Source organism: Geodermatophilus sp. SYSU D00965, assembly GCF_054050075.1.
In genome coordinates, this window is record NZ_JBJGYQ010000017.1 from 38,383 (window position 1) to 58,392 (window position 20,010).

General features: G+C 74.2%; 17 protein-coding genes. 4 read left to right on the forward strand and 13 right to left on the reverse strand.

Features of this window, described 5'->3' with window-relative positions; translation table 11 throughout:
* Nucleotides 1-19: 19 nt before the first annotated feature.
* Complete coding sequence (locus ACI789_RS16675; RefSeq protein WP_457010487.1) at nucleotides 20-1,564, forward strand: ATP-dependent DNA ligase; 1,545 nt, start codon at nucleotides 20-22, stop codon at nucleotides 1,562-1,564.
* 37 nt (nucleotides 1,565-1,601) lie between these two features.
* Here ACI789_RS16675 and ACI789_RS16680 read toward each other — a convergent pair whose 3' ends face one another.
* Nucleotides 1,602-1,853, reverse strand: a complete 252-nt coding sequence (locus ACI789_RS16680) for a hypothetical protein (protein ID WP_457010488.1) — start codon at nucleotides 1,851-1,853, stop codon at nucleotides 1,602-1,604.
* A 50-nt stretch (nucleotides 1,854-1,903) separates the two neighbouring features.
* Nucleotides 1,904-2,839: an anti-sigma factor RsbA family regulatory protein gene (locus ACI789_RS16685; protein WP_457010489.1), complete on the reverse strand. Its 936-nt coding sequence runs from the start codon at nucleotides 2,837-2,839 to the stop codon at nucleotides 1,904-1,906.
* 410 nt (nucleotides 2,840-3,249) lie between these two features.
* On the opposite strand from ACI789_RS16685, the gene ACI789_RS16690 reads away from it, so the two are divergent.
* Nucleotides 3,250-4,524 carry an FAD-binding protein gene (locus ACI789_RS16690; protein ID WP_457010490.1) on the forward strand — a complete coding sequence of 425 codons (1,275 nt, stop codon included), beginning with the start codon at nucleotides 3,250-3,252 and terminating at the stop codon, nucleotides 4,522-4,524.
* Between the two features lie 6 nt (nucleotides 4,525-4,530).
* On the opposite strand, the gene sigE is transcribed toward ACI789_RS16690, so the two are convergent.
* Nucleotides 4,531-5,109, reverse strand: coding sequence for an RNA polymerase sigma factor SigE (gene sigE, locus ACI789_RS16695; RefSeq protein WP_457010491.1), 579 nt, complete (start codon nucleotides 5,107-5,109; stop codon nucleotides 4,531-4,533).
* A gap of 184 nt (nucleotides 5,110-5,293) precedes the next feature.
* Entirely contained in the window at nucleotides 5,294-5,500 is a 207-nt protein-coding gene (locus ACI789_RS16700) for a hypothetical protein (protein ID WP_457010492.1), read from the reverse strand.
* Between the two features lie 290 nt (nucleotides 5,501-5,790).
* Between ACI789_RS16700 and ACI789_RS16705 the strand changes: the two genes are divergently transcribed.
* Nucleotides 5,791-8,760 (forward strand): helix-turn-helix transcriptional regulator, encoded by a 2,970-nt coding sequence (locus tag ACI789_RS16705; protein ID WP_457010493.1) that lies wholly within the window; start codon nucleotides 5,791-5,793, stop codon nucleotides 8,758-8,760.
* 13 nt (nucleotides 8,761-8,773) lie between these two features.
* On the opposite strand, the gene ACI789_RS16710 is transcribed toward ACI789_RS16705, so the two are convergent.
* The 7 genes from ACI789_RS16710 to ACI789_RS16740 form a co-directional block, all read right to left on the reverse strand.
* Nucleotides 8,774-8,983: a hypothetical protein gene (locus tag ACI789_RS16710; RefSeq protein ID WP_457010494.1), complete on the reverse strand. Its 210-nt coding sequence runs from the start codon at nucleotides 8,981-8,983 to the stop codon at nucleotides 8,774-8,776.
* A 232-nt stretch (nucleotides 8,984-9,215) separates the two neighbouring features.
* A complete protein-coding gene (locus ACI789_RS16715) occupies nucleotides 9,216-9,929 on the reverse strand; it encodes an RNA polymerase sigma factor (protein WP_457010495.1) in 714 nt (237 codons plus the stop codon).
* 230 nt (nucleotides 9,930-10,159) lie between these two features.
* Nucleotides 10,160-12,028: a thiol-activated cytolysin family protein gene (locus tag ACI789_RS16720; protein ID WP_457010496.1), complete on the reverse strand. Its 1,869-nt coding sequence runs from the start codon at nucleotides 12,026-12,028 to the stop codon at nucleotides 10,160-10,162.
* A gap of 123 nt (nucleotides 12,029-12,151) precedes the next feature.
* The gene (locus ACI789_RS16725; RefSeq protein WP_457010497.1) at nucleotides 12,152-13,624 is read right to left on the reverse strand and encodes a hypothetical protein; all 1,473 of its coding nucleotides are present in this window, start codon (nucleotides 13,622-13,624) and stop codon (nucleotides 12,152-12,154) included.
* Nucleotides 13,625-13,656: 32 nt separating this feature from the next.
* Entirely contained in the window at nucleotides 13,657-15,114 is a 1,458-nt protein-coding gene (locus ACI789_RS16730; RefSeq protein WP_457010498.1) for a hypothetical protein, read from the reverse strand.
* A 283-nt stretch (nucleotides 15,115-15,397) separates the two neighbouring features.
* Entirely contained in the window at nucleotides 15,398-16,060 is a 663-nt protein-coding gene (locus ACI789_RS16735) for a peptidoglycan-binding domain-containing protein (protein ID WP_457010499.1), read from the reverse strand.
* A 161-nt stretch (nucleotides 16,061-16,221) separates the two neighbouring features.
* Entirely contained in the window at nucleotides 16,222-17,775 is a 1,554-nt protein-coding gene (locus ACI789_RS16740) for a right-handed parallel beta-helix repeat-containing protein (RefSeq protein WP_457010500.1), read from the reverse strand.
* Nucleotides 17,776-18,099: 324 nt separating this feature from the next.
* Here ACI789_RS16740 and ACI789_RS16745 point away from each other — a divergent pair, with 324 nt between their 5' ends.
* Nucleotides 18,100-18,264 (forward strand): hypothetical protein, encoded by a 165-nt coding sequence (locus tag ACI789_RS16745; RefSeq protein WP_457010501.1) that lies wholly within the window; start codon nucleotides 18,100-18,102, stop codon nucleotides 18,262-18,264.
* Between the two features lie 16 nt (nucleotides 18,265-18,280).
* Here the strand turns inward: ACI789_RS16745 and ACI789_RS16750 are convergent, their stop codons facing one another.
* Complete coding sequence (locus ACI789_RS16750) at nucleotides 18,281-19,429, reverse strand: hypothetical protein (RefSeq protein ID WP_457010502.1); 1,149 nt, start codon at nucleotides 19,427-19,429, stop codon at nucleotides 18,281-18,283.
* Between the two features lie 128 nt (nucleotides 19,430-19,557).
* Nucleotides 19,558-19,932 (reverse strand): cupin domain-containing protein, encoded by a 375-nt coding sequence (locus ACI789_RS16755; protein WP_456916654.1) that lies wholly within the window; start codon nucleotides 19,930-19,932, stop codon nucleotides 19,558-19,560.
* Nucleotides 19,933-20,010: the final 78 nt, after the last annotated feature.

Here is a 20,010-nt window from a genome sequence, read left to right on the forward strand (position 1 = left end):
CTGCTGCCACGATGGCGCGGTGCTGTTCGCCGACGTCGTCGCCGTCTCCGCCGCGGTCGCGGCCACCCGTTCCCGCACCGCGAAGGCCGCGGCGATCGCCGACCTGCTGCGCCGCGCGCACGCCGACGACGTCGCGCCCGTCACCGCCTGGCTGGCCGGCGAGCCCCTGCAGGGCCGGCTCGGCGTGGGCTGGCGGACCCTCTCGCGGCAGGCGCACGACCCCGCACCGCAGGCGTCGCTGACCGTCGGCGCCGTCGACGGCGCGCTCACCGAGCTGGCCGCGACCTCCGGCCCGGGGTCGGCGGCCCGCCGCGAGGCGGCGCTCGCCGGCCTGTTCGGCGCCGCCACCGACGACGAGCAGCGGTTCCTCGTCCGGCTGCTCACCGGCGAGCTGCGCCAGGGGGCGCTCGAGGGTGTCGTCCTCGACGCGGTCGGCGCGGCGGCCGACGTCCCGGCCGGCGACGTCCGGCGGGCCTTCATGCTGTCGGGCAGCCTCCCCACCACCGCCACCGCGGCGCTGGCCGGCGGGGTGGACGCGCTCACCGCGGTGCGCCTGCAGGTCGGCCGTCCGGTGCGGCCGATGCTGGCCAGCCCCGGCTCCTCGCTGGACGCCGCGCTCGCCGACCTCGGCGAGGACGTGACCGTGGAGTACAAGCTCGACGGCGCCCGCATCCAGGTGCACCGGGACGGCGACGAGGTCCGGGTGTGGACCCGCACCCTGCGGGAGGTGACCGCCGGCGTGCCCGAGCTGGTCGAGCGGGTGCGCGCGCTCCCGTGCACCGCGGCCGTCCTCGACGGGGAGACCCTCGCGCTGGACGACGACGGCCGGCCGCGCGCCTTCCAGGACACGATGAGCCGCTTCGGCAGCGAGGGGGGCGGGGAAGCGGCAGAGGCGGAGGTGCTGCTCAGCCCGTTCTTCTTCGACCTGCTCCACCTCGACGGCCGCGACCTGCTCGACGAGCCGCTGCGCGTGCGCCTCGACGCCCTGGCCGGGCTGCTGGCCGCCGACGAGCACGCGCCGCTGCGGATGCCCGGCGTCCGCCGCCCCTCCCCCGGCCAGGCCGCCGACGTGCTCGACGGCGCGCTCACGGCCGGCCACGAGGGCGTCGTCGTCAAGGCCCTCGACGCCGCGTACGCGGCCGGCCGGCGCGGCCGGGCCTGGCAGAAGGTCAAGCCGGTGCACACCCTCGACCTGGTGGTGCTGGGCGCCGAGTGGGGGTACGGCCGCCGCTCGGGGAAGCTGTCGAACATCCACCTCGGCGCCCGCGACCCCGACGGCGGCGAGCCGGTCATGGTCGGCAAGACCTTCAAGGGCATGACCGACGAGCTGCTGGACTGGCAGACGCGGACCTTCCCGGAGCTGGCCCGGGAGCGGCCCGGCTGGGGGGTGCTGCTGCGGCCCGAGCTCGTCGTCGAGATCGCCCTGGACGGCGCCCAGCGCAGCCCCCGTTACCCCGGCGGCGTGGCCCTGCGCTTCGCCCGCGTGCTGCGCTACCGCCCGGACAAGACGCCGGCCGAGGCCGACACGATCGACGCGGTGCGCGGGCTGCTGGCCGGCGGCTGACCGACCGGCGTCCCACCGTCTCCCGAGCCCGACCGGGTCAGTGGGCGGCGCTGGAGCGGAGCGCGGCGCCGCCGTACTCGCGCAGGTGCGTCACCGCCAGCACCCGGGTCATCGGGTACAGCTCGACGTCGGCGTCGTCGGTCAGCTGGTCCACGACGGTCAGCCAGCCCGGCGGCCCGAACCGGACCACCCGGCCGGGCAGCTCGACCCGTCCCCCGGGGTCATCGGCGTCGCTGACCACGACCCGCGCCTGGTACAGGTGGCGGTCGTTGACGGTGGTGATGTCCATGCCGTTCCCCTCCTCGCCTCAGCCGCCGGCGAGAGGTCGCGGCGCGATCCTCAGCGGCGGAAGAACAGCTGGACGGTCGTCCCCGAGGACCCGGTGCGGACGGCGACGTCGTCGGCGAGGCTCCACGCGAGCCACATCCCCCGCGCGGCGCGCGGGTCGTCGTCCGGCGGGACGTAGCCCAGCGTCTCGTCTCGCAGGCCGGGCCCGGCGTCGGCGACCTCGACGACGAGGGCGTCCGCGTCGGTCCAGGTGGCGACCGACGCGAAGGGCGCGACGGCCAGCGCGTTGGCCACCAGTTCGTGGCCGGCCGCGACGACGTCGTCGCACCGGGCCGACCACCCGTCCCTGGCGGCCCCGAGCAGTCGGCGGGCCTCGGCCGGGCTGGTGACCGCGACGGCGGGCGCCCCGGCGGGCCGCTCCCGCCAGGCCGGCTGGGCCGATCGGAGGAAGTGCCGGGGGTCCTCGAACGCCGCGGCTGCCACCGGCGTGGAGCCGCCCCACGTCAGCGGGTGGGTGCGGCCGACCGCGTCGAGCACCGCCGGGGTGAGGCGCTGCCGGTCGTGCAGGCACAGGCTGTAGTACGGCATCGCGGTGTAGCAGCGGTTGGCGACCGCCTCGAAGCGGCTCCACTCCCGGCCGTCCTCCGCGGCCAGCCAGACCGGCTCGGCGGCGAGCCGCCAGGTGGGCACCGACGCCCGCAGGGCACGCAGGTCCCGGTCGTAGGCGTGCAGCGTGCGGTGGCCGCCCTGCCACCAGCCCTCGGCGGCGGTGAAGGACGCCAGCCGGTCCAGGTCCGGTCCCAGGTGTTCGGCGAGCACGGTGCGCACCCGTTCACCGGCGACGACCAGCACCGGCTCCCCGCGGGAGAGGCCCTCCAGCACGAAGGGGACGACCCGGTCCACGACCTCCTGGTCGGTGCCGAAGGTGAAGCCCTCGTGGGCGAAGGTGGCCCCGTCCCAGTCGCCGGTGGGGCGCACCACGGTCACACCGGCACCCCCTCTGCGTCAGCCGGCGCGGCCGCGGACCCGCGGGCCGCCGCCACGGTCGGTCGGTACCGACGCTACCCCGCCGTCCCCCGGCGAGGCGGGACGGCGGTCAGGCGGCGTCGGCTTCGCCGGGGCGGGCCCGGGGCTCGGCTCCGCGGTCGGTGTCGACGGGAGCCGGGGCGTCGCGGCGGGAGCGCAGGTCGGACAGGTGCCAGGCGGTGCAGTCGTCGCAGCTGGCGATCCAGACGGAGCGGGAGTGACGGGAACAGGGAGTGCGGTGGGGCATGGGGTTTCCTCTGGTGGCCGGGAGCCCCGGCCGGTGGGTGGACTTCGGTGCAACACCGACCCGGGGCCGGTTCATCCGGGTGTGTGCCGGACCACCGGGGCGCTTCCTCGGCACACTGGGCACCGTGACAGCAGACGCGACCGCGGGGACCAACTGGGCGGGCAACTACACGTACGGCGCCCGGCGCCTGCACCGGCCGGCGACCGTCGAACAGGTGCAGGAGGTCGTGGCCGCCGCGCCGCGCGTGCACGTGCTGGGGTCCCGGCACTCCTTCACCGGCATCGCCGACTCCGCCGAGCTGATCTCGCTCGAGGCGATGACCAGCGGGGCGACGCTGCCCGCGCACATCGACGTCGACCCCGAGGCACGCACGGTCTCCCTCGGCGGCGGCGTGAAGTACGGGGAGCTGGCAGACGTCCTGCGCGACGCCGGCGTGGCCCTGCACAACCTCGCGTCCCTCCCGCACATCTCGGTCGCCGGTGCGGTGGCCACGGCCACCCACGGCTCCGGGGTCACCAACGGCAACCTGGCGACCGCGGTCGCGGCGCTGGAGCTGGTCACCTCCGACGGCGAGCTCGTGCGGTTCGCCCGCGGTGAGCCCGACTTCGACGGCGTGGTCGTCGGGCTGGGCGCGCTGGGTGCGGTCACCCGGCTCACCCTCGACGTCGAGCCGGCCTACGAGGTGGAGCAGCGGGTGTTCGAGCGGTTGCCGTGGACGGCGCTCACCGAGCACTTCGACGACATCGTGTCCTGCGGCTACAGCGTCAGCGTCTTCACCGGCTGGGGCGAGGACGTCGACATGGTGTGGGTCAAGTCCCGCGTCGACCGGGACGTCGTCCCCGAGGGTGACCTGTTCGGCGCCGTCCCCGCGACGGTCGACCGGCACCCGGTCATCGGCCTGGACCCCGCGCCGGCCACTCCGCAGCTGGGCCGGCGCGGGCTGTGGTCCGACCGCCTCCCGCACTTCCGGATGGGCTTCACCCCCAGCGCCGGCGACGAGCTCCAGTCGGAGTACCTGGTGCCGAGCGGGTGCGCCGTCCCGGCGCTGGAGGCGATGCGGTCGCTGGCGCCGCGGATCCGGTCGGTGGTGCAGGTCTGCGAGGTCCGCACGGTGGCCGCCGACCGGCTCTGGCTGAGCATGAACCACGACCGGCCCAGCGTGGCGTTCCACTTCACCTGGCAGCCGGCCCCCGAGCCGGTCGCCGAGCTGCTGGTCGACCTGGAGCGGGTGCTCGAGCCCTTCGCGCCCCGGCCGCACTGGGGCAAGCTGTTCGCGGCCGACGCGGCGGCGATCGCCGGGCGCTACGAGCGGCACGCGGACTTCGTCCGCCTGGCCGAGCGGCTGGATCCGCGCGGGGCCTTCCGCAACGACTGGCTGGAGACCCACGTCCTGGGCTGACGCCGGCTACTCCGCCGGGACGGCGCCCGTCCGCGGGTCGAGGTGGGCCAGCGCCTGCCGCAGTTGGACGCGGCCGCGGTGAATGCGGCTGCGGACCGTGCCGAGCTTGATGCCCAGGGTGGCCGCGATCTCCTCGTAGGTCAGCCCCTCGATGTCGCACAGCACCACGGCCACCCGGAAGTCGGGCGGCAGGGCGTCGAGCGCGGCCTGCACCTGCGGGTCGAGGTGGGTGTCGGCGTAGACCTGCTCGGGGCCCGGCGCGGTGCCCGGCAGCCGCTCGGTGTCCTCGGGCAGCGCGTCGAACCGGATCCGCTGCCGGCGGCGCACCATGTCCAGGAACAGGTTGGTCGTGATGCGGTGCAGCCAGCCCTCGAAGGTGCCCGGCGAGAAGTCCGCCAGCGAGCGGAACACCCGGATGAACGTCTCCTGGGTGAGGTCCTCGGCGTCGTGCGGGTTGCCCGAGAGCCGGTAGGCCAGCCGGTACACCCGCGCGGAGTGGTCGCGCACGACCTGCTCCCACGTCGGCGTCACCCAGCCCTCGGGCTCGGCCGGCGCAGCGACGGTCGACAGGTCAGCGGTACTCACGGTAGGGGCCTCCACCACACGGTCGGCAGGTCTCCCCCGCCCGGTGGTCTCCCGGGCCGACGCGCCGGACCTGGTGGCAGGTCGTACTGACGACGCAGCGTGGAGGGGTACTCCCCTACGCCGTCCATCCTACCGGAGCGCCGGCGGCGGGGGTGCCCGGCCCGCCGTGGGCGCGTCCGCGGGCTCAGCGGACGGTCCAGCGGACGTCGACCACCGTCCAGCTGACCCGGACCTCCGCACCCGCGGCCGGCGCCGCCCGGGCCCGGCTCACCGGCTCGGGCCGGGCCGGCCGCCCCGCGGTCGCCAGGCGGCGCACGACGCCACCGACGACCGCCGAGACGACCGCGTACGCCGAGGCGCGGAGCACCGGCCCGCTCGTCAGGACCTGCACCACGGGAACCCGGCGGACAACGGCGAGCGCGCGCGTCACCGTCCCCCGCCGAAGGGGCCGGGACGGGGCCGGGATCGCCGGGCCGCGGCACGGTGCGGGACCGTCGTCGCCGGTCCACGCGGCGGTCATGGGCCCTCCCCCCTCCCCGCCGCTGCATCGCACCACATGCCGGTCGCCAGTGGGGCGGGGTGGACACCGGCCGTTCCGCGGCGGCCGCACCGCAGTTCCTCGACCCCGCACGGTCACCGATCGCCTTCCCCACCACGCGCCTCGGCGGGACACTCGGACACGTGAGGGCCCGGCTCATGACCCCACCGCTGGTGGGACGTGAGCGCCAACTCGTCACCCTGCGGCGGCTCTGGGAGGGCGCCGAAGCCGCGATGCCGGCGGTGGCACTCCTCGTCGGCGAGGCCGGCAGCGGGAAGACCAGGCTGGCCGCAGAGCTCGTGGACGAGGTCTCCCGGCGAGGTGGACGCGCGCTGCGCGGCGAGTGTCTCCCCCTGGGCGGCCAGGACCTCCCCTACGGGCCGTTCCTCGGCGTCCTCGACGACGTCCTCACGGTGCCGGACCTCCCCGAGGGGCTGCGCGGGGACGTCTCGCGCCTGCTCTCCGCCGTCGAGTCGGCGCCGGACCTGGACGCGATCGGCACCGGTGTGCGTGCGGGCGGCAGCACTCACCGCGGCCGGCTGTTCCAGCAGTGCCTGCGGGCGGTCACGGAGCTCGCCGCCCAGTTCCCGGTCCTCCTCGTCCTCGAGGACGTCCACTGGGCGGACCGGAGCTCCCTGGACCTGCTGGCCTTCCTCGTGGCCGGTCTCCGGGAGCAGCGGCTCCTGGTCCTGGTGACAGCGCGGGACGACGAGAGCTCGGCGGAGTCGACGAGGACGTTGCTCACCGAGTTGCGGCGCCGGGGCTCGGCCACGGCGGTGGACCTCCCTCCGCTGGACGACGCGGCGGTCCACGCCCTCCTCGACGCGGGGGGCGGCCTCCCGGGCCACGTCCGGCGGGAGATCGCCCGGCGTGCGGACGGCAACCCCTTCTACGCGCTGGAACTGCGGACGGCCTGGGAGCGTGGGGCCGCGGTCCTGCCCGACGAGGTGGCCGACGCCGCCCTCTCCCGGCTCCGAGGCCTGGCCGGCGACGCCGCCGAGCTGCTGCGGTCGGCCGCCGCGATCGGCCGGGAGTTCACCGACGAGCTCCTGGAAGCCGTCCTGGACCTGCCCGAGTCCCGCCGGTTGGCGGCGCTGCGGGAACTGCTCGACCGTGGCGCTCTCGTCCCGGACGGAGAGGCGTACCGCTTCCGGCACGCGCTGCTCCAGGAGGCCGTGTACGCGCGCCTGCCGCCCGCCGAGCGTCGTCGGGTGCACCGGGCCGTGGCTCCCGCACTCCAGCGCGTCGCCGAGCAGCGGGGCCCCGACCTCGGGACGGCCGTGGCGCTGTCCTTCCACTGGCGAGCGGCCGCTGAACCGACCGCGGCGCTGGCAGCGGCGGTCACGGCCGAGGCGCTGGCCCGGCACGCACACGCCCACGGGGAGGCGGCACGGCAGGCCGAGTCGGCGCTGGCCGTGTGGGACGCCGCGTCGGAGCGTCCATCGGGGACCCGGCTGGTGCCCCTGCTGCTCCAGGCGGCGGAGGACCGCCGCTGGGCCGGCGACCTGGGACCTGCACTGGCGCACGCACGTCGGGCCGTCGCCCTGGCGGTCGACCGGGGTTCGCCCCTCGAGGAGGCCATGGCGCTGGAGCGGCTGGGGCAGCTGGTGTGGGCCGACGGGGACCTGTCCGGCGCGCTGGACCTGCACGAACGGGCGGTCACCCTCGCGCGGGACCAGGGCATGACGCCCGTGACGGCGCGCGCCCTCGCGTCGTGGGCCACCCGCCTCTCGACCGCCGGGCAGTTCGCCCGCGCCGCGTCCGTGGCGGAAGAGGCCGTCGAGGCGGCCAGGACGTTGGAGCTCACCGCGGTCGAGGCGCACGCCCTCACCACCTGGGGCACCAGCCAGGGGGTGTCCGGTGAGCTCGAGGCCGGGCTGGAGCGGCTGAGTCAGGCCCGGGACCTCGCGCGGCGCACCGGCGACGCCGAGGAACTGATGCGGGTGTTCGCCAACCAGGCGTTCGTCCTGCTGGAGGCAGGCCGCCCCGCTGACGCCGGCGACACCGCGGCCGAGGGGGTCGCGGAGCTGACGAGCCTGGACGTGCCGCGCTCGATGCTCGCGGTGCTGATCACCAACCTGGCCGTCGCCCACCTGCGGGCCGGGCGGTTGACCGAGGCGCGGGAAGTGGCGGAGGCCGGTCTGGAGGACTGGGGGCCGCTGGACCGCCAGTACCTGCAGGGTCTGCTGGTGGAAGTGCACCTCACCCGCGGGGACACCGCCTCCGCCCGCCTCCTGCTGGAAGACATGCGAACTGCTGCGGAAAGCGTCACCGACCCGCGGATCACCGCTGGACTCCGGGGTCTGGAGATCCAGCTCGCGTTGCTGGAGGGCCGCGGCGACGACGGGCTCCGGATCGCCGCCGAGGCGGTGCGGGACCTCCCGGGCGTGGGCCTGCAGACGACCGCCCTCCGGCTGTGCGCGGTCTGCACGCGGGCGCTGGCGCACGTCCGTGCCCGCCGGTCGGACGCAGCCCTCCGGTCCGGGATGGCCACCGTGGAGCATGCGGTGGTCGAGGTCCTGACGGCACGGCGGGGCGACCCGGACCGGTGCTCGCTGCACGAACGGGCACTGCTCGCGCAGTGCGAGGCCGAACTCGACCCGGAGAGTGATGCTCAACCGGGAACACGCTGGGCGATCGCAGCCGGTGCGTGGCGGGCGGCTGGCCAGCCCCACGACGTCGCGTACGCCCTGCTGCGTCAGGCCGAGGATCTGGCGGCAGGGCGACGCCGGAGGGAGGCCGCCGACCGGCTGGGCGAGGCCGAGACGCTGCTCGTGGACCTCGGCGCCACGCCCCTCCTGCGCCGCGCGCAGCTGCTTCGCGACGCCATCGCGGTCCAGGCCTCGCCGGTGCGCGACTCGGGCCGTACGCCGCCCGAGGACCCGATCAGCGCGCTGGGGGTCACCGTCAGGGAGCGGCAGGTGCTCGACCTGCTCATGCGCGGGCGGACGAACCGTCAGATCGGCCGGGCTCTCAGCACGACGGAACGCACTGCCGCGACACACGTCTCCAACCTGCTGCGCAAGCTCGGGGTGTCCAGTCGAGTGGAGGCGGTTTCCCTCGCCCACCGGCTCCTGGTGTCCGAGGCGGACAGCCCAGCCGCTGAACGCTGAGTCCGCGAGCGGGTCAGGTGTTACGAGCTTCCGCGGTCGCCGGCCGGCGGTGGGCCGCGACCAGGACGGTCGATGTGGCCGTCCCGTTGATGAGCATGACGCCTTGGTCCACGTCGAGGCGGAGGACCGTGCCATCGCGCAGGGCGTCTTCGATCTGCCGGACGAGGTCGTCGGGGATGCCCTCTACGGCCACCGGCTCGCGATTGTCGATCCAGATGTCCATCCAGACCTTCTTCGACTCTTCCGGCATCCCGCCCCCTGGGTGTCGCCGTGAGAACAGCAGATGGTTCCCACGGTGCGATTTCGGTGTGCCACCTCGGATTGCGCGTCGGGGTGTTCCGGCAGAATTGCAGTAGCCGCAGCCTAGCCGTGGCAGGAGGTCAGCGGAACCCTCTCGAATGCTGCTCGCGTGTGTTGCACCGGAAGCTCCGCCCATTGGCGGCTGACTACTCATCTCATGCGCTCAGCAGGGCGGTCCCGTCTTCCGAGCCATCCTGCGTGCCGATGAGTTCCCGCAGCCGGGAGAGAGCTCGCTGACGGGTCGGTCCGATCGCGCCCACGGGCATGCCCGTCCGAGCCGACACGTCGGCGTACGAGACCTCCTCCTCGCCGTACAGCGCCCGGACGAGGTCCCGCTGTCGCGGCGGCAGGGCGTCGACGTGGTCCCAGATCCGCGCGGCGAGCTCCCTCCGGTGGAGCAGGTCCGGGAGCACGTCACAGACGTCGTCGTCCGCGCACCGGGCCTCGTACGGATCCCAGTCGCCGACCAGCTGGTCGCGGAGCCGGCCGGGGCCGCGCAGCTCCCGGAGGCACTCGTTGCGCATCGTGGTGGTCAGCCACGCGGGCAGGCACCGGGGGTCGCGGATCTGCCGCGCATGCGTCAGCAGGGAGACCCAGGTGCGCTGCAGCGCGTCCTCCACCTCCTGGCCACCCAGCCGGTGGGCACGGCCGACCGCCCGCAGCCGGGACTCGTGCGACCGCACGACGTCGGTCCAGGCCGCCTCGTCCCCGATCCGCAGCCGCTCGATGACGTCAGAAGGGGACGAATCGCCTCGGCGAGAGGCACTCCCCGCTCCATTTCGCCATTCATCGGTGGCCATTGCGCCCTCCTCTGTGGTGCGTCGAACTGGTCGAGGAGGACTCTTCCGAGACGAGTGGTCAGGCCACATCCAGAGGACTACGTAGGAATGGCCGCCGTCATGACGTAGGAATGCGGGCGGCTGTACCTGGTCGCTACGCGACGCGCGACGCGACCACGTGGATCACCCCCTGCGGAAATGAGGGAGAACGATGCCGGTAGTCGTAGGGCGGAGGCGGTGGAATGGCGATCGCCAGACGGGTTGCGAAGCACGACGCCCCCGGGAGCGACCGTCGGGCGCTCCCGGGGGCGTCAGGTGCATCAGCCCATCGCGTTGATGACCGGCATGCGGCGTCGCAGGGTGAGTGAGACGTCGAACGTGCCGTTCCCGTTCTCCATGTTGTCGTCGTTCAGTCGGAACCACAGCTCGGTGTCGTCCCTGTCGGGTGGGACGTGGAAGCGGGTTCCCGACCCGATGGGGAACCAGTTGCCGTTGTCGTACCCGCCGATGAGCATCGACCCGCGGACGCCGTCGCCCTCCGGGAGCGGGTACCACGGCTTCGGCGGGCCATCGAGTCCCTCCGGGCCGTTCCGCCCGATGAAGACCCAGCCCGCCCAGATCGACCCCGTGGCGGTGACGGTCACCTCGTCACCACGGTTGACCCGGACGCCGGTGGCCACCGGACCACGGCCCGAGCCCTCCCCCACCTCGAACCGGCCCGCGAACTCCCGGCCGCCGTAGACGTTCGCGTCGACGATCTTCACCGGGTCGGTGACCCGAGTGACCCGGACCAGGTTGTGCGGTGCGGCCAGGTAGCGCGCCGTGTACTGGATCGGCGCCGCCGGCAGGTCTCGCGAGATCCGGAGCTGGCTCTTGATCCAGGGCAGGAGCTGGTTGGCCGGGTCGACGATGACGTCACCGCCCGCACCACTCGAGCCACCGACCACGACGGCCCGTACGGAGCTGCGGGACAGGGTGCTCTTGTAGGTCGCCTCCAGATCGGCCTGACCGCTGACGGCCGCCTGCCAGCTCCCCTTGACGGCCGCCTGCACCTCGAGGCTGGAGGCCTCGCTGTCCACCAGGAAGGTGAGCATCCGACCGTACGTGACCGAGGAGATGTAGCAGGGCGGGTTGTCCGGGCCTGCGTAGGCCTGGACGTCGGCGAGGGTGACCTGGTCGGAGAAGAAGCGCGGCGGTGAGCCGTCGGGCGTGAACACCACCTGGTAGTAGGCCTGGGAGAACACCCCGAAGGTCGTGCTCCGCTCGAGGTGCGTGTCGAGTCGCGCCTTCGCGTCGACCCCCCAGCCGGAGCCCTTGAGGTTCAGGCCGAACTTCACCATCGCCTCCTCGAGCGTGCTGACCTTCTCCAGCCGGAGGGACATGACCGCCGCGCTGTCCTGCGGGGCGAGGTCGTCGACCAGCTCGTTGAGCGTGTCCACGTACCCGCGCAGAGAGGGCTCGTCCAGGCGACGGGACTGGGAGCGCACCTGCGGCAGGGTCAGGTCGGTGGTGAGCGTGACCCACCCCGGAGCCCGGCCGAGGGCGATCGGTGCCAGGGCGCCCGACTGCACGGAGGCCCCGGTCACGGCGGCGCCGGGCCACATGGTGTCCGGGATGGGGCTGACCTCCACGAAGTCGGCCACCTGCCGGGCCATCCGGACACGTTGCTCCAACACCTCCACCGCTACGCCGTCCACGTCGGTGACCCCCGGCCGCTGCTGTACCGGCCCGGGTGTGTCGCCATCGCCCTCGTGCGGGAGCGGTGCGAGGGAGCGGATGTAGGCGTCGATCGCCAGGGCTCCGGCGTCGGCGTCCCGAACGCTGGGGAGCGGATCGCCGACCGCGGCCTGGAGCAGGGCGATGTCGGCCGGATCGACGGCGGCCACGCGGTCGCGTGGCTGACGCGCGAGGGTCTCGGCGTCCGGGATCCGGTGCAGCACTCCGCCGCGTGCCAGGTAGGCGGTGCCGTCGGGGCAGACGAGCACGCTGCCGTCGACCATCGGCGGCAGGGGCGCCCCGAGCTCCAGGGCCAGGAGTTCGTCCTGGGGGACGCGCCGGACGGCGGCCCAGCTCCGCGGATCCAGCGTGGCGAGGGTGACGGCGTCGGGCACCCAGCGACGCAACTGGCCCTGGACGTAGTAGATCTCGGGACCGTCCCCGATGACGAGCTCACGGTCGGACACGGGCATGGTGCACCTCCTGTGCAGCTGAGGGGTGGGGTGGACGAAGCGGTCGCGGCGCCGGTCGTGGACCGCGGCGAACCCAGGGCCGGCCGGGGGCCTACGCGCGGGCGCCCCGGCCGGCCGGGCGACTCAGGGCCAGCTCAGCCCGGGGTCGGGCGCCGGAGCAGGGCCCACAGGCTCCAGCAGGTAGGCGACGACGATGGCCTCGTCAGCGCCCACGAGGACACGCGTGGACGGCGACGGGGGTGTCGTCGGGGTGGTGGACACATCGGGACTGGCGAAGTCGACGTCCGCCAGCCAGGTCCGGAGCCGAACGGGGAGCTCGGTCAGCCGACGGGAACGGAGCTCGGCACGCCACCGCGGGTGGACGACCTCGACCAGGTCGGTCTCGCGGCGGGCCAGCACCGGTGGGTCACGGTCGACCAGGAGTCCCCCGTCCACCGGGTCCGGGCGCACGACGTGGCTCACGTCGACCACCCGCGGACCGTCCGGCTCCGGTATCGGCACCGGCGGTCGCAGACCCGGCAGCGCAGAGGGAGGCGACATCTCGATCCCGTGCCGGAGGTAGCCCAGCCGTAGCGGTGGGGTCCCTCCGCCCGTCCCGGACGCCGCCGTCAGCTCCAGGTTGCGGGCGAGGACCAGCCCGGTCACCAGGTACGGGAAGTCCCCGGCCGCGGGTGTGCCCCCGTCCGACACCACGGGTGAGGTGTCGTCGGCGTACCGCCACGCTCGCGAGCGGAGGACCCCCGGGTCGAACCACGGCCGCAGGACCTGGACGTAGCTCAGCTCGACGGTCAGCCGGTCGATGTCGGCGTCCTGCGCGGGCTCACCACCGGCAGCGGCCACCTCGGGAGGCAGCCCGGCGATCAGCTCCCCGATCCGCGACCCGGGCAGCTCGAAGCGGACCCAGCCCCGTCCCTCCAGCACGTCGGTGGGGACGAAGCGGGTGAGGAAGTAGCTCGAGACGCCGTCGAGTGACCCCACGTCGGCGAGCTCGAACTGCTGCCGGTGCTCCGACCAGGACACGGCGGTAGCCGCTCCCGGCCAGGCATCGACCACGGCCATGGCCGCCTCGACCTCCCCGGCCCGGCCGGTCAGCTGCAGCTCGACCTGCGCCGCAGCCACCCGGTCCTCGGCGAGGGCCACCTGCGCCTGCCAGGCCGCCTCCGACCCGGTCGAGGGGTCGGGCCGGGAGGCACGCACCGTGGCGAGGTCGACCAGCGCCGTCCCCACGGCCTGTCTGCACGAGAAGTACGTGCTGAGCACCTGGGGCGTGAGCAGTGCCTTCGCTGCGTCGTGGCGCGCCTGTTCCTCGGGGGTCGGGGTCCGTTCGGCGAGGCGGACCCGCGCGGGATCGAGGACCTCGCCGTAGACGTCCCACAGGAGGCGGGGCTCCGGAGTGGCGAACGGTGGGCGGAGCCGGCTGTTGAGCAGCAGCGCGAACGCCTCGGCTCGCCGGCTGTCCTCGGCCTCCTCGGCCGGCCAGAAGCGCAGGTCCTCGAAGGAGAACCCCGTGGCAGGCCGGGGCACCGCCGCCGTCCGGCCCGCAGCGAAACCGGTGACGCCCAGGGCGTGGAGTGCGAGGACGACCCTCGTGTCCACGCCTGGACGCACCGCGGCCTCGTCCCCCGGCATCAGGCGAAGTCCGTCTCGGGGATGCTCGGCAGGGGGTCGGGGGTCTTGCCGAGCTTGTGGTTGACGAACCCCAGGACCTGCATGCCGTTCGTCCTGATCGTCGCCCCGTCCTGGGTGACCTCGAGCTTGGTGTCGTGGTCGCTGTGGGAGTAGCCGCCCGCGAGGCGGAAGGGTCCCCAGCCCACGCTCCCGCCGGCACCCACGCGCGAGGACGTCTCGCGGTAGGTGGAGGCGAACTCGTCCGACGTGATGGTGAGGTTGCGCGCCAGGATCACCTGTGTCGGGTAGCCGACGAGGAGGCCGCGCGGTGGGTCCCCTCCGTCGGAGGGCACGCCGTCGAAGGTCCAGCCGTCCCCCGGGCGCAGCGTCCAGCCGCGGCTGACGAGGAACTCCGGGAAGAACCACGGCCGGACGACGACCGCCTGGGCCAGCTCGACGGAGAGCCGGAAGCTCTGGCACTGCACGTCGATGCCACTGTTGTGGCTCTCCCCGCCGGCGTTCGCCCCGAAGGACCACAGCCCGAAGCCGAGGCCCGCCGAGGCGTTCCAGGACGTCGACTCCTGGTGGGTGGAGATGCTGCGGTGCTCGTGCGTCTGCTCGTAGGTCGTCCACCCCGGCGAATTGGCGACGTTGCCGGGGACCAGAGTCGTGTACGGGAAACTGGTGCCCGAGTCGACGTGCGCCAGCCGGCCCTTCGCGAACTGGTCGAGCAGTGCGGCCTTCCAGAGGACGAGGTTGCGCAGTGTGGTCTGGTCGACGATGGCCCGTGCCTGGTCCACCTCGTTGCGGTGGCCCTCGGCCGCCCACTTGGCCTCAGCGAGGGCGACCTGCATGTCGTAGACCTCGTGGTTGGTCTCCCAGTCGGTGACGGCGGCCAGCCCCGCCGCTCCGGTGGCGGCGCGTGCGGCGGCCAGCTTGTTGCCGCGGCTGGTCTTGGCCAGGATCCACGCCGCCATCGCGTCGTCGTAGGCCTTCACCGCCGCGGAGGGCGTCGCCTTCTCGACGAGCTGCCCGCTCATGAGGTCCTGCACCTTGACGGTGTTCTGCAGGAAGGCCCGGCAGCGCTCGAGGCGGGCCTTCTCCTCGTCGGTCAGCTCGTGGTGCACGACCTTGGCGGCCTTGAGGATCTGCTCGTACATCACGCTCAGGCGCATCCCGCCCTGCGGCGCGAAGGAGGCCTCCTGCTGGGCGTGGTCGTAGTTCCGGCCGATGGTCGGGATGTAGTCCATGAGCGTGCTGAAGGCGAACGCGTGGTTCGACAGCGCCTTCTGACCCTCCGCCGTCGCCGCGCTGAAGACGCCGTTCTCGGCGAAGTCCAGGTCCGCCGCGGTCAACGGGATGCCGGGGCGGCACCAGGTCAGGAACGCCGACTCCGGGAGCGGCTGGTCGGGACCGCCGCGCAGGACGACGCCGATGTTGTCCATCAGGGTCTTGCCGAGCTCGCCGATGGTGGGCATGGGTCTCCCTCGGGGTGATGTGGAGCGGGGCCGGGCACCCACGGACGCGGCCACCGGTACACCGCACCGTCGAGGCGGCGGTGGAACAGGCCGTCGTGCGTGGCGGCCTCTCCGTGGGCGCCCGAGGAGAGGAGCCACGGAGTCGGCTGCCTGATACGCCCCGGTTCGTCCGCCCCCGGACTGCCGCGGCGGCAGGGCGCGCGGACGGCCCGGGACGGTGTGCCGTCCCGGGCCGTCGGTGAGCGCGCCGGCGGACACGACGTGGCCGCCGGCGCGTTGCGGATCAGACGGGCACCAGGCCCAGTGCCCGCATGGTGGCTGGTCCGGCGATGCCGTCGACAGTCAGTCCCGAGCGCCGCTGGAACTCACGCACGGCGGCCTCGGTGGCAGGCCCGAACACTCCGTCCTCCCGCAACCGGGCGAACTCCGGGTGGTCGCGGTTGAGCCGACGCTGGAGGCCCAGGACGGCGGGACCGCGCCTGCCCGACCGCAGCAGGTCGCCGTTGACCTGGTCCGAGCCGAGGTCCACGCCGGCGAACATGGGCAGTGCCCAGGGCGCCGGGTCGTCGCAGAGGGGCGAGGCGACGACCGACAGGTGGAAGTGGTGCCGGTGCGGGTTGGGCCCCCGGTACGGCACCCACGTCCACGGCTGGTTCCCCGGCCGCGAGTCGAGGATCAGCCCGTTGGCGATGACGTACTTGATCCGGGGGTCCCGGGTCTGCACCAGCTGGTCGGTGACCACGCCGATGTCGACTCCCCCGGCGGGGTCGTGCGTGAAGTCCCGCGCCGTGACGATCCCCGGGCCGTACCACGGGTTGTGGTCACTGGTCCGGGCTGCGTGCGCCGCGTCGCCGATCGACCCGTCGCTGCGCTTGTCCCGGGACGGGCACGCGGCATCGAGCTGGGCGCGGAAGGTCTCCAGAGAGCGTGCGACGCGCCAGCTCATCGGCCCGCTCCCGTCCGGTCCGGTGCTCCCGTGGGCGGGTCGGCGGTGGTGGAGTGGTCCATCGTCCTCGTTCCTGTCGGTCGAAGGGGTGGTCCTGCTCCAGGTAGAGGGGGCGCGCAGCGCGCTGATACGCCGACCGCCGAGCGCGACGCCGCGGCCGGTCACCTCGGGTCGTCGGGCGTGCGCCAGTCCCCCCGGGCGTTGCGGTGGACGTCGTTGTCGTCGCGGTCGGCGCTCGTCTCGTCGTACACGCCCTCGGCGCGGCCGTCGACGATGCGGTTGCGGGTGAAGGTCTCCGGACGGGCGCCGCGCAAGAGGGCCACCCCCGCCCGCTCGTTGTTCCTGATCTCGTTGTGCTCGATGCGACCGCTCCCGCCGGCCGCGACGAGGACGCCCCCGGCTGTGCCGTTGTGGATCCGGTTGTCCACGAGCAGCGGCCGCCCGCCGCCGGCGATCTCCACCGCCGTCCCCCGGTTGCCGTACAGGTCGTTGTCGCTGACCGTGCCGCCACCGCCGTCGCCCACCCACAGCCCGGGGCCGTAGCCGTCGTGGATCCGGTTGCCCCTCAGCACGGGCTGGGCCTGCTCGGTGATCGCGACACCCGCGTCCCGGTTGCCGGAGATGTCGTTGTGCTCGATGCGGGGACGCGTCCCCGGGCCGCGGACGAGCACGCCGCCGCCCAGACCGAGGCCGATCCGGTTGTCGGACAGCTCCGGGCGGCACCCGTCCCGGACCTCGACGCAGGAGTGCGCGTGCCCGGTGATCAGGTTGTGGGCCACGTGCGCGTGCCCCCGTTCGCACACCAGCACGCCGATCCCACTGCCGTCGGTGATGCGGTTGCCGGTGATCCGCGCCTGACCGTCCCCGCGCACCCGGATGGCGGCCTCGACCGGTCCGCGCGTCATGACGTCGCACCCGTCGACGACCAGCGTTCCGGTGAGGACGTCGATGGACGCGCCCTGCGCCGGCCCACCGCCCTCCACGGTCAGTGCGCTCACCCGCCCGGTGCCGCCGGCGGCGCGGTAGCTCAGCGTGCACGGGCCCGCGGCGCGGAGCACGGCTCGCTGCTGCTCCACGACCCCCACACCGAGGATGCTCAGCGGCTTGGTGAGCACCACCTGCTCGGCGTACATCCCGGGCCGGACGAGGACCACGTCGCCCGGGCAGGCGGCCCGCACCGCGGAGGAGATGGAGTCGTGGATGTTGCGGCCCTCCACCCCGCTCTCGACGATGTGCGCGCCCCTCGGCACGCGCGCCGCCGGGCCGAGCGCGCGCACCCGCCGGGCGATCGTCCTGGCGGCCTCGGCCACGCCCTCCCGCTGGAACCACACGGTCGTGACCCCGCGCAGGTCGCTGGGTAGCCGGATCGTGGACCCGGACTGCGGATCGTGTTCCACCAGGGCGAAGGTCCGCTCGCGGTTCAGCCGGCCCATGAACAGGCCGAGTTCGAAGACCACGTTGTCGCGCGGGACGGGGTGCGAGTCCGCCCGGTGGTCGACCCGGTCGTCGGGCAGCAGGAGGAAGGCGGCGAAGTCGACCTCCTCGATCCGCCGGGCGAGGTCCTCCAGGGCGGCGAACCCGATGTCGAAGGCCTCGTACCACGGGAGGACGCGGACACGGCCGGACGCCGAGAGCTCGGCCGCGAGCTCCTCCGCGAGCCCCTTCCCCTCCGACGACGACCCGATGAACAGGCCCGGCAGGGTGCGTCGAGACATGGGTCCTCCGAGCGGTCACGGGGCCGACGGCGCCCCGACGGCCGACGCGGGGAGGAGCCCGCGAGCGCGGGAGGAGATACCGGCCGCGCAGAGCGGGGTGGTCGCGCAGCGGCGGGAGGCAGGTCCGGTCGTGGCGACCTCAGGTGCCCTCGGGGGGATGGCGAGCCCGGCCTGGCCGGCTGACGGGCCTCCCGGTATCAGTCCGCGCCCTCAGAGCATCTGGTCGTCGGGTCGGTCAGTTGCCGTGGCCCTCCGTGCCGAGCAGTCGCCGGAGCCGGGGCGGCGGCGCCACCCGACGTCCTCCGATCCCGAGACGAGGTCCCCATGCCCACGACCACGCCCTGCTGGCGGCACACCCACGTCTGGCTGGCCTCCTGCCCGGACTGCACCCACTGGCACCTGAGGACCCAGCTCGCGCTCCGGGACGGCCGCCGGGCCACCGCGGCGCACGCGTACCCCGCGACGACGGCGTCGCCACCCCTGCCGTGACCGGGGTGCTGCGCCGTCAGCGCCGCAGCAGCTCGACCTCCGCTCCACCCACCGCCGACGGATCCGACCCAGGAGCAGCCGTGACCACCGCCGTCAACGACACGAGGGACCTGCTCGGCCTCGAGTTCGCCTTGGCCTGTGAAGAGCTCGCCGACGCGCGGGTCAGGCAGCGGGAGAAGGACACCCCCGACAGTCGCGCGTCCGTGGCCCGGTGCCGCGCGGCCGTCGATGCGGTCCTCGACGTGTACCTCGAGCTGGTCTGCATCACTCCGCGCCGGGCCGCCCAGGTGCCGTAGCCACCGGTCGCGGTGACGACGGCGCAGACCACGACGTAGCCCCACAGCCACGGGTCGGCCGGGTCGAGGTCCGCCCGGTAGCGCGCCAGCACGACCAGTTGCAGCGCACCGAACAGCGTGTAGGTCACCGCCGGGACCAGCAGGCGGGACAGGTCGCGCTCCCGGATGACCAGGACCGCGCCGACGCCCAGCGCGACCAGCCAGGCACCGATCACCTGGCTGCTCAGCGGCATCACGTCCCACGGCCAGAACCGCGTGACCGGCTCCGAGTGGTGGTGCACCGTCAGCCCGCCGAGGAACAGCACTGCGCCGGCGGCGGCCAGCACCGCGCCCTGGGCGGCCAGCAGGCGGGCCAGCCACCGCGGCAGGGGCCGGCCGACGTGCCGGGCCGGCCCGCGGCCGACCTCCTGCAGCACGACGACGGCTGCGCAGGCGACCGGCACGACGAGGTAGACGCCGAACCACACCCACGCGGCGAACCGCCCGGCCTCCTCGCCGTGCACCAGGTGCATCCGGTGCGTGTGGACCAGGGTGGCCACGAGGGTGAGGGCGGTGAAGACCCCGACGGTGACGACGGCGACGCGGATCTCGTCCCAGCGCCGGCGCCGGAGGGCCAGCACGGACAGCACCGTGCCCGACGCGTAGGCCGCGCCGAGCCACGCCGCGGTCACCTCCATGGCGATCGACCACGCGAAGGCCTCCCGCGCCCGCTCGGGCCAGACCAGCAGCGTGACGACGGCGAGCAGGGTGAGCCCCGTGAACGCCCTCAACAGCCACCGGGTGCCGGCACGGACGTCGGACGCCGAGGGGTCGGCGCCGGTCCGCAGCAGTGGGTCCGCCTCCGGTGCGACGCGGGGAACCGCGGCCATGGGAGTCCCTCCGGGAACGGGTGTGGTGCTCCCAGGGTGGCCGCGGACCGGGCGCGGCACATGACCAGGACGCGTCGTCTTCGGCGTGGGCGGCGCATGGTCAGTTCTGACCATGCGCCGCCGGCCCGCTAGGCGCGACGGGCCCAGACGGACGCGCCGTGCCAGTCGATGGCCTGGACCGTCTCGTCGCCCACGACCCACGCGTCGTGGCCCGGCGGCAGGGAGACCACGTCCCCGGGGCCACAGTCGAGTTCGGTGCCGTCGGCCATCACCACGTGCACCCGGCCCGCGACCTGGTACTGCTGGTGCGGCGCCTGGCACAGCTCCGTCCCCGCCACGGGCTTGACGTGCTCGGACCAGCGCCAGCCGGGCTGCAGGGTGATCCGGCCGATCTGGGCGCCCCCGGACAGGTTGACCAGTTCCATCCGCCAGTTGTCGCCCTCCCGGACCTCGTCCGGTCGGTCGAAGCTGGCGTGCTCCAGGGGCTGGGTGGTGGTGTCCATGGCTGTCCTCCCGTCGACTCGTGTCCGGGCACCCCCCGTTGTCCTCGCGGTCCCCGCGCCGGTCAACGGGAACCGTCC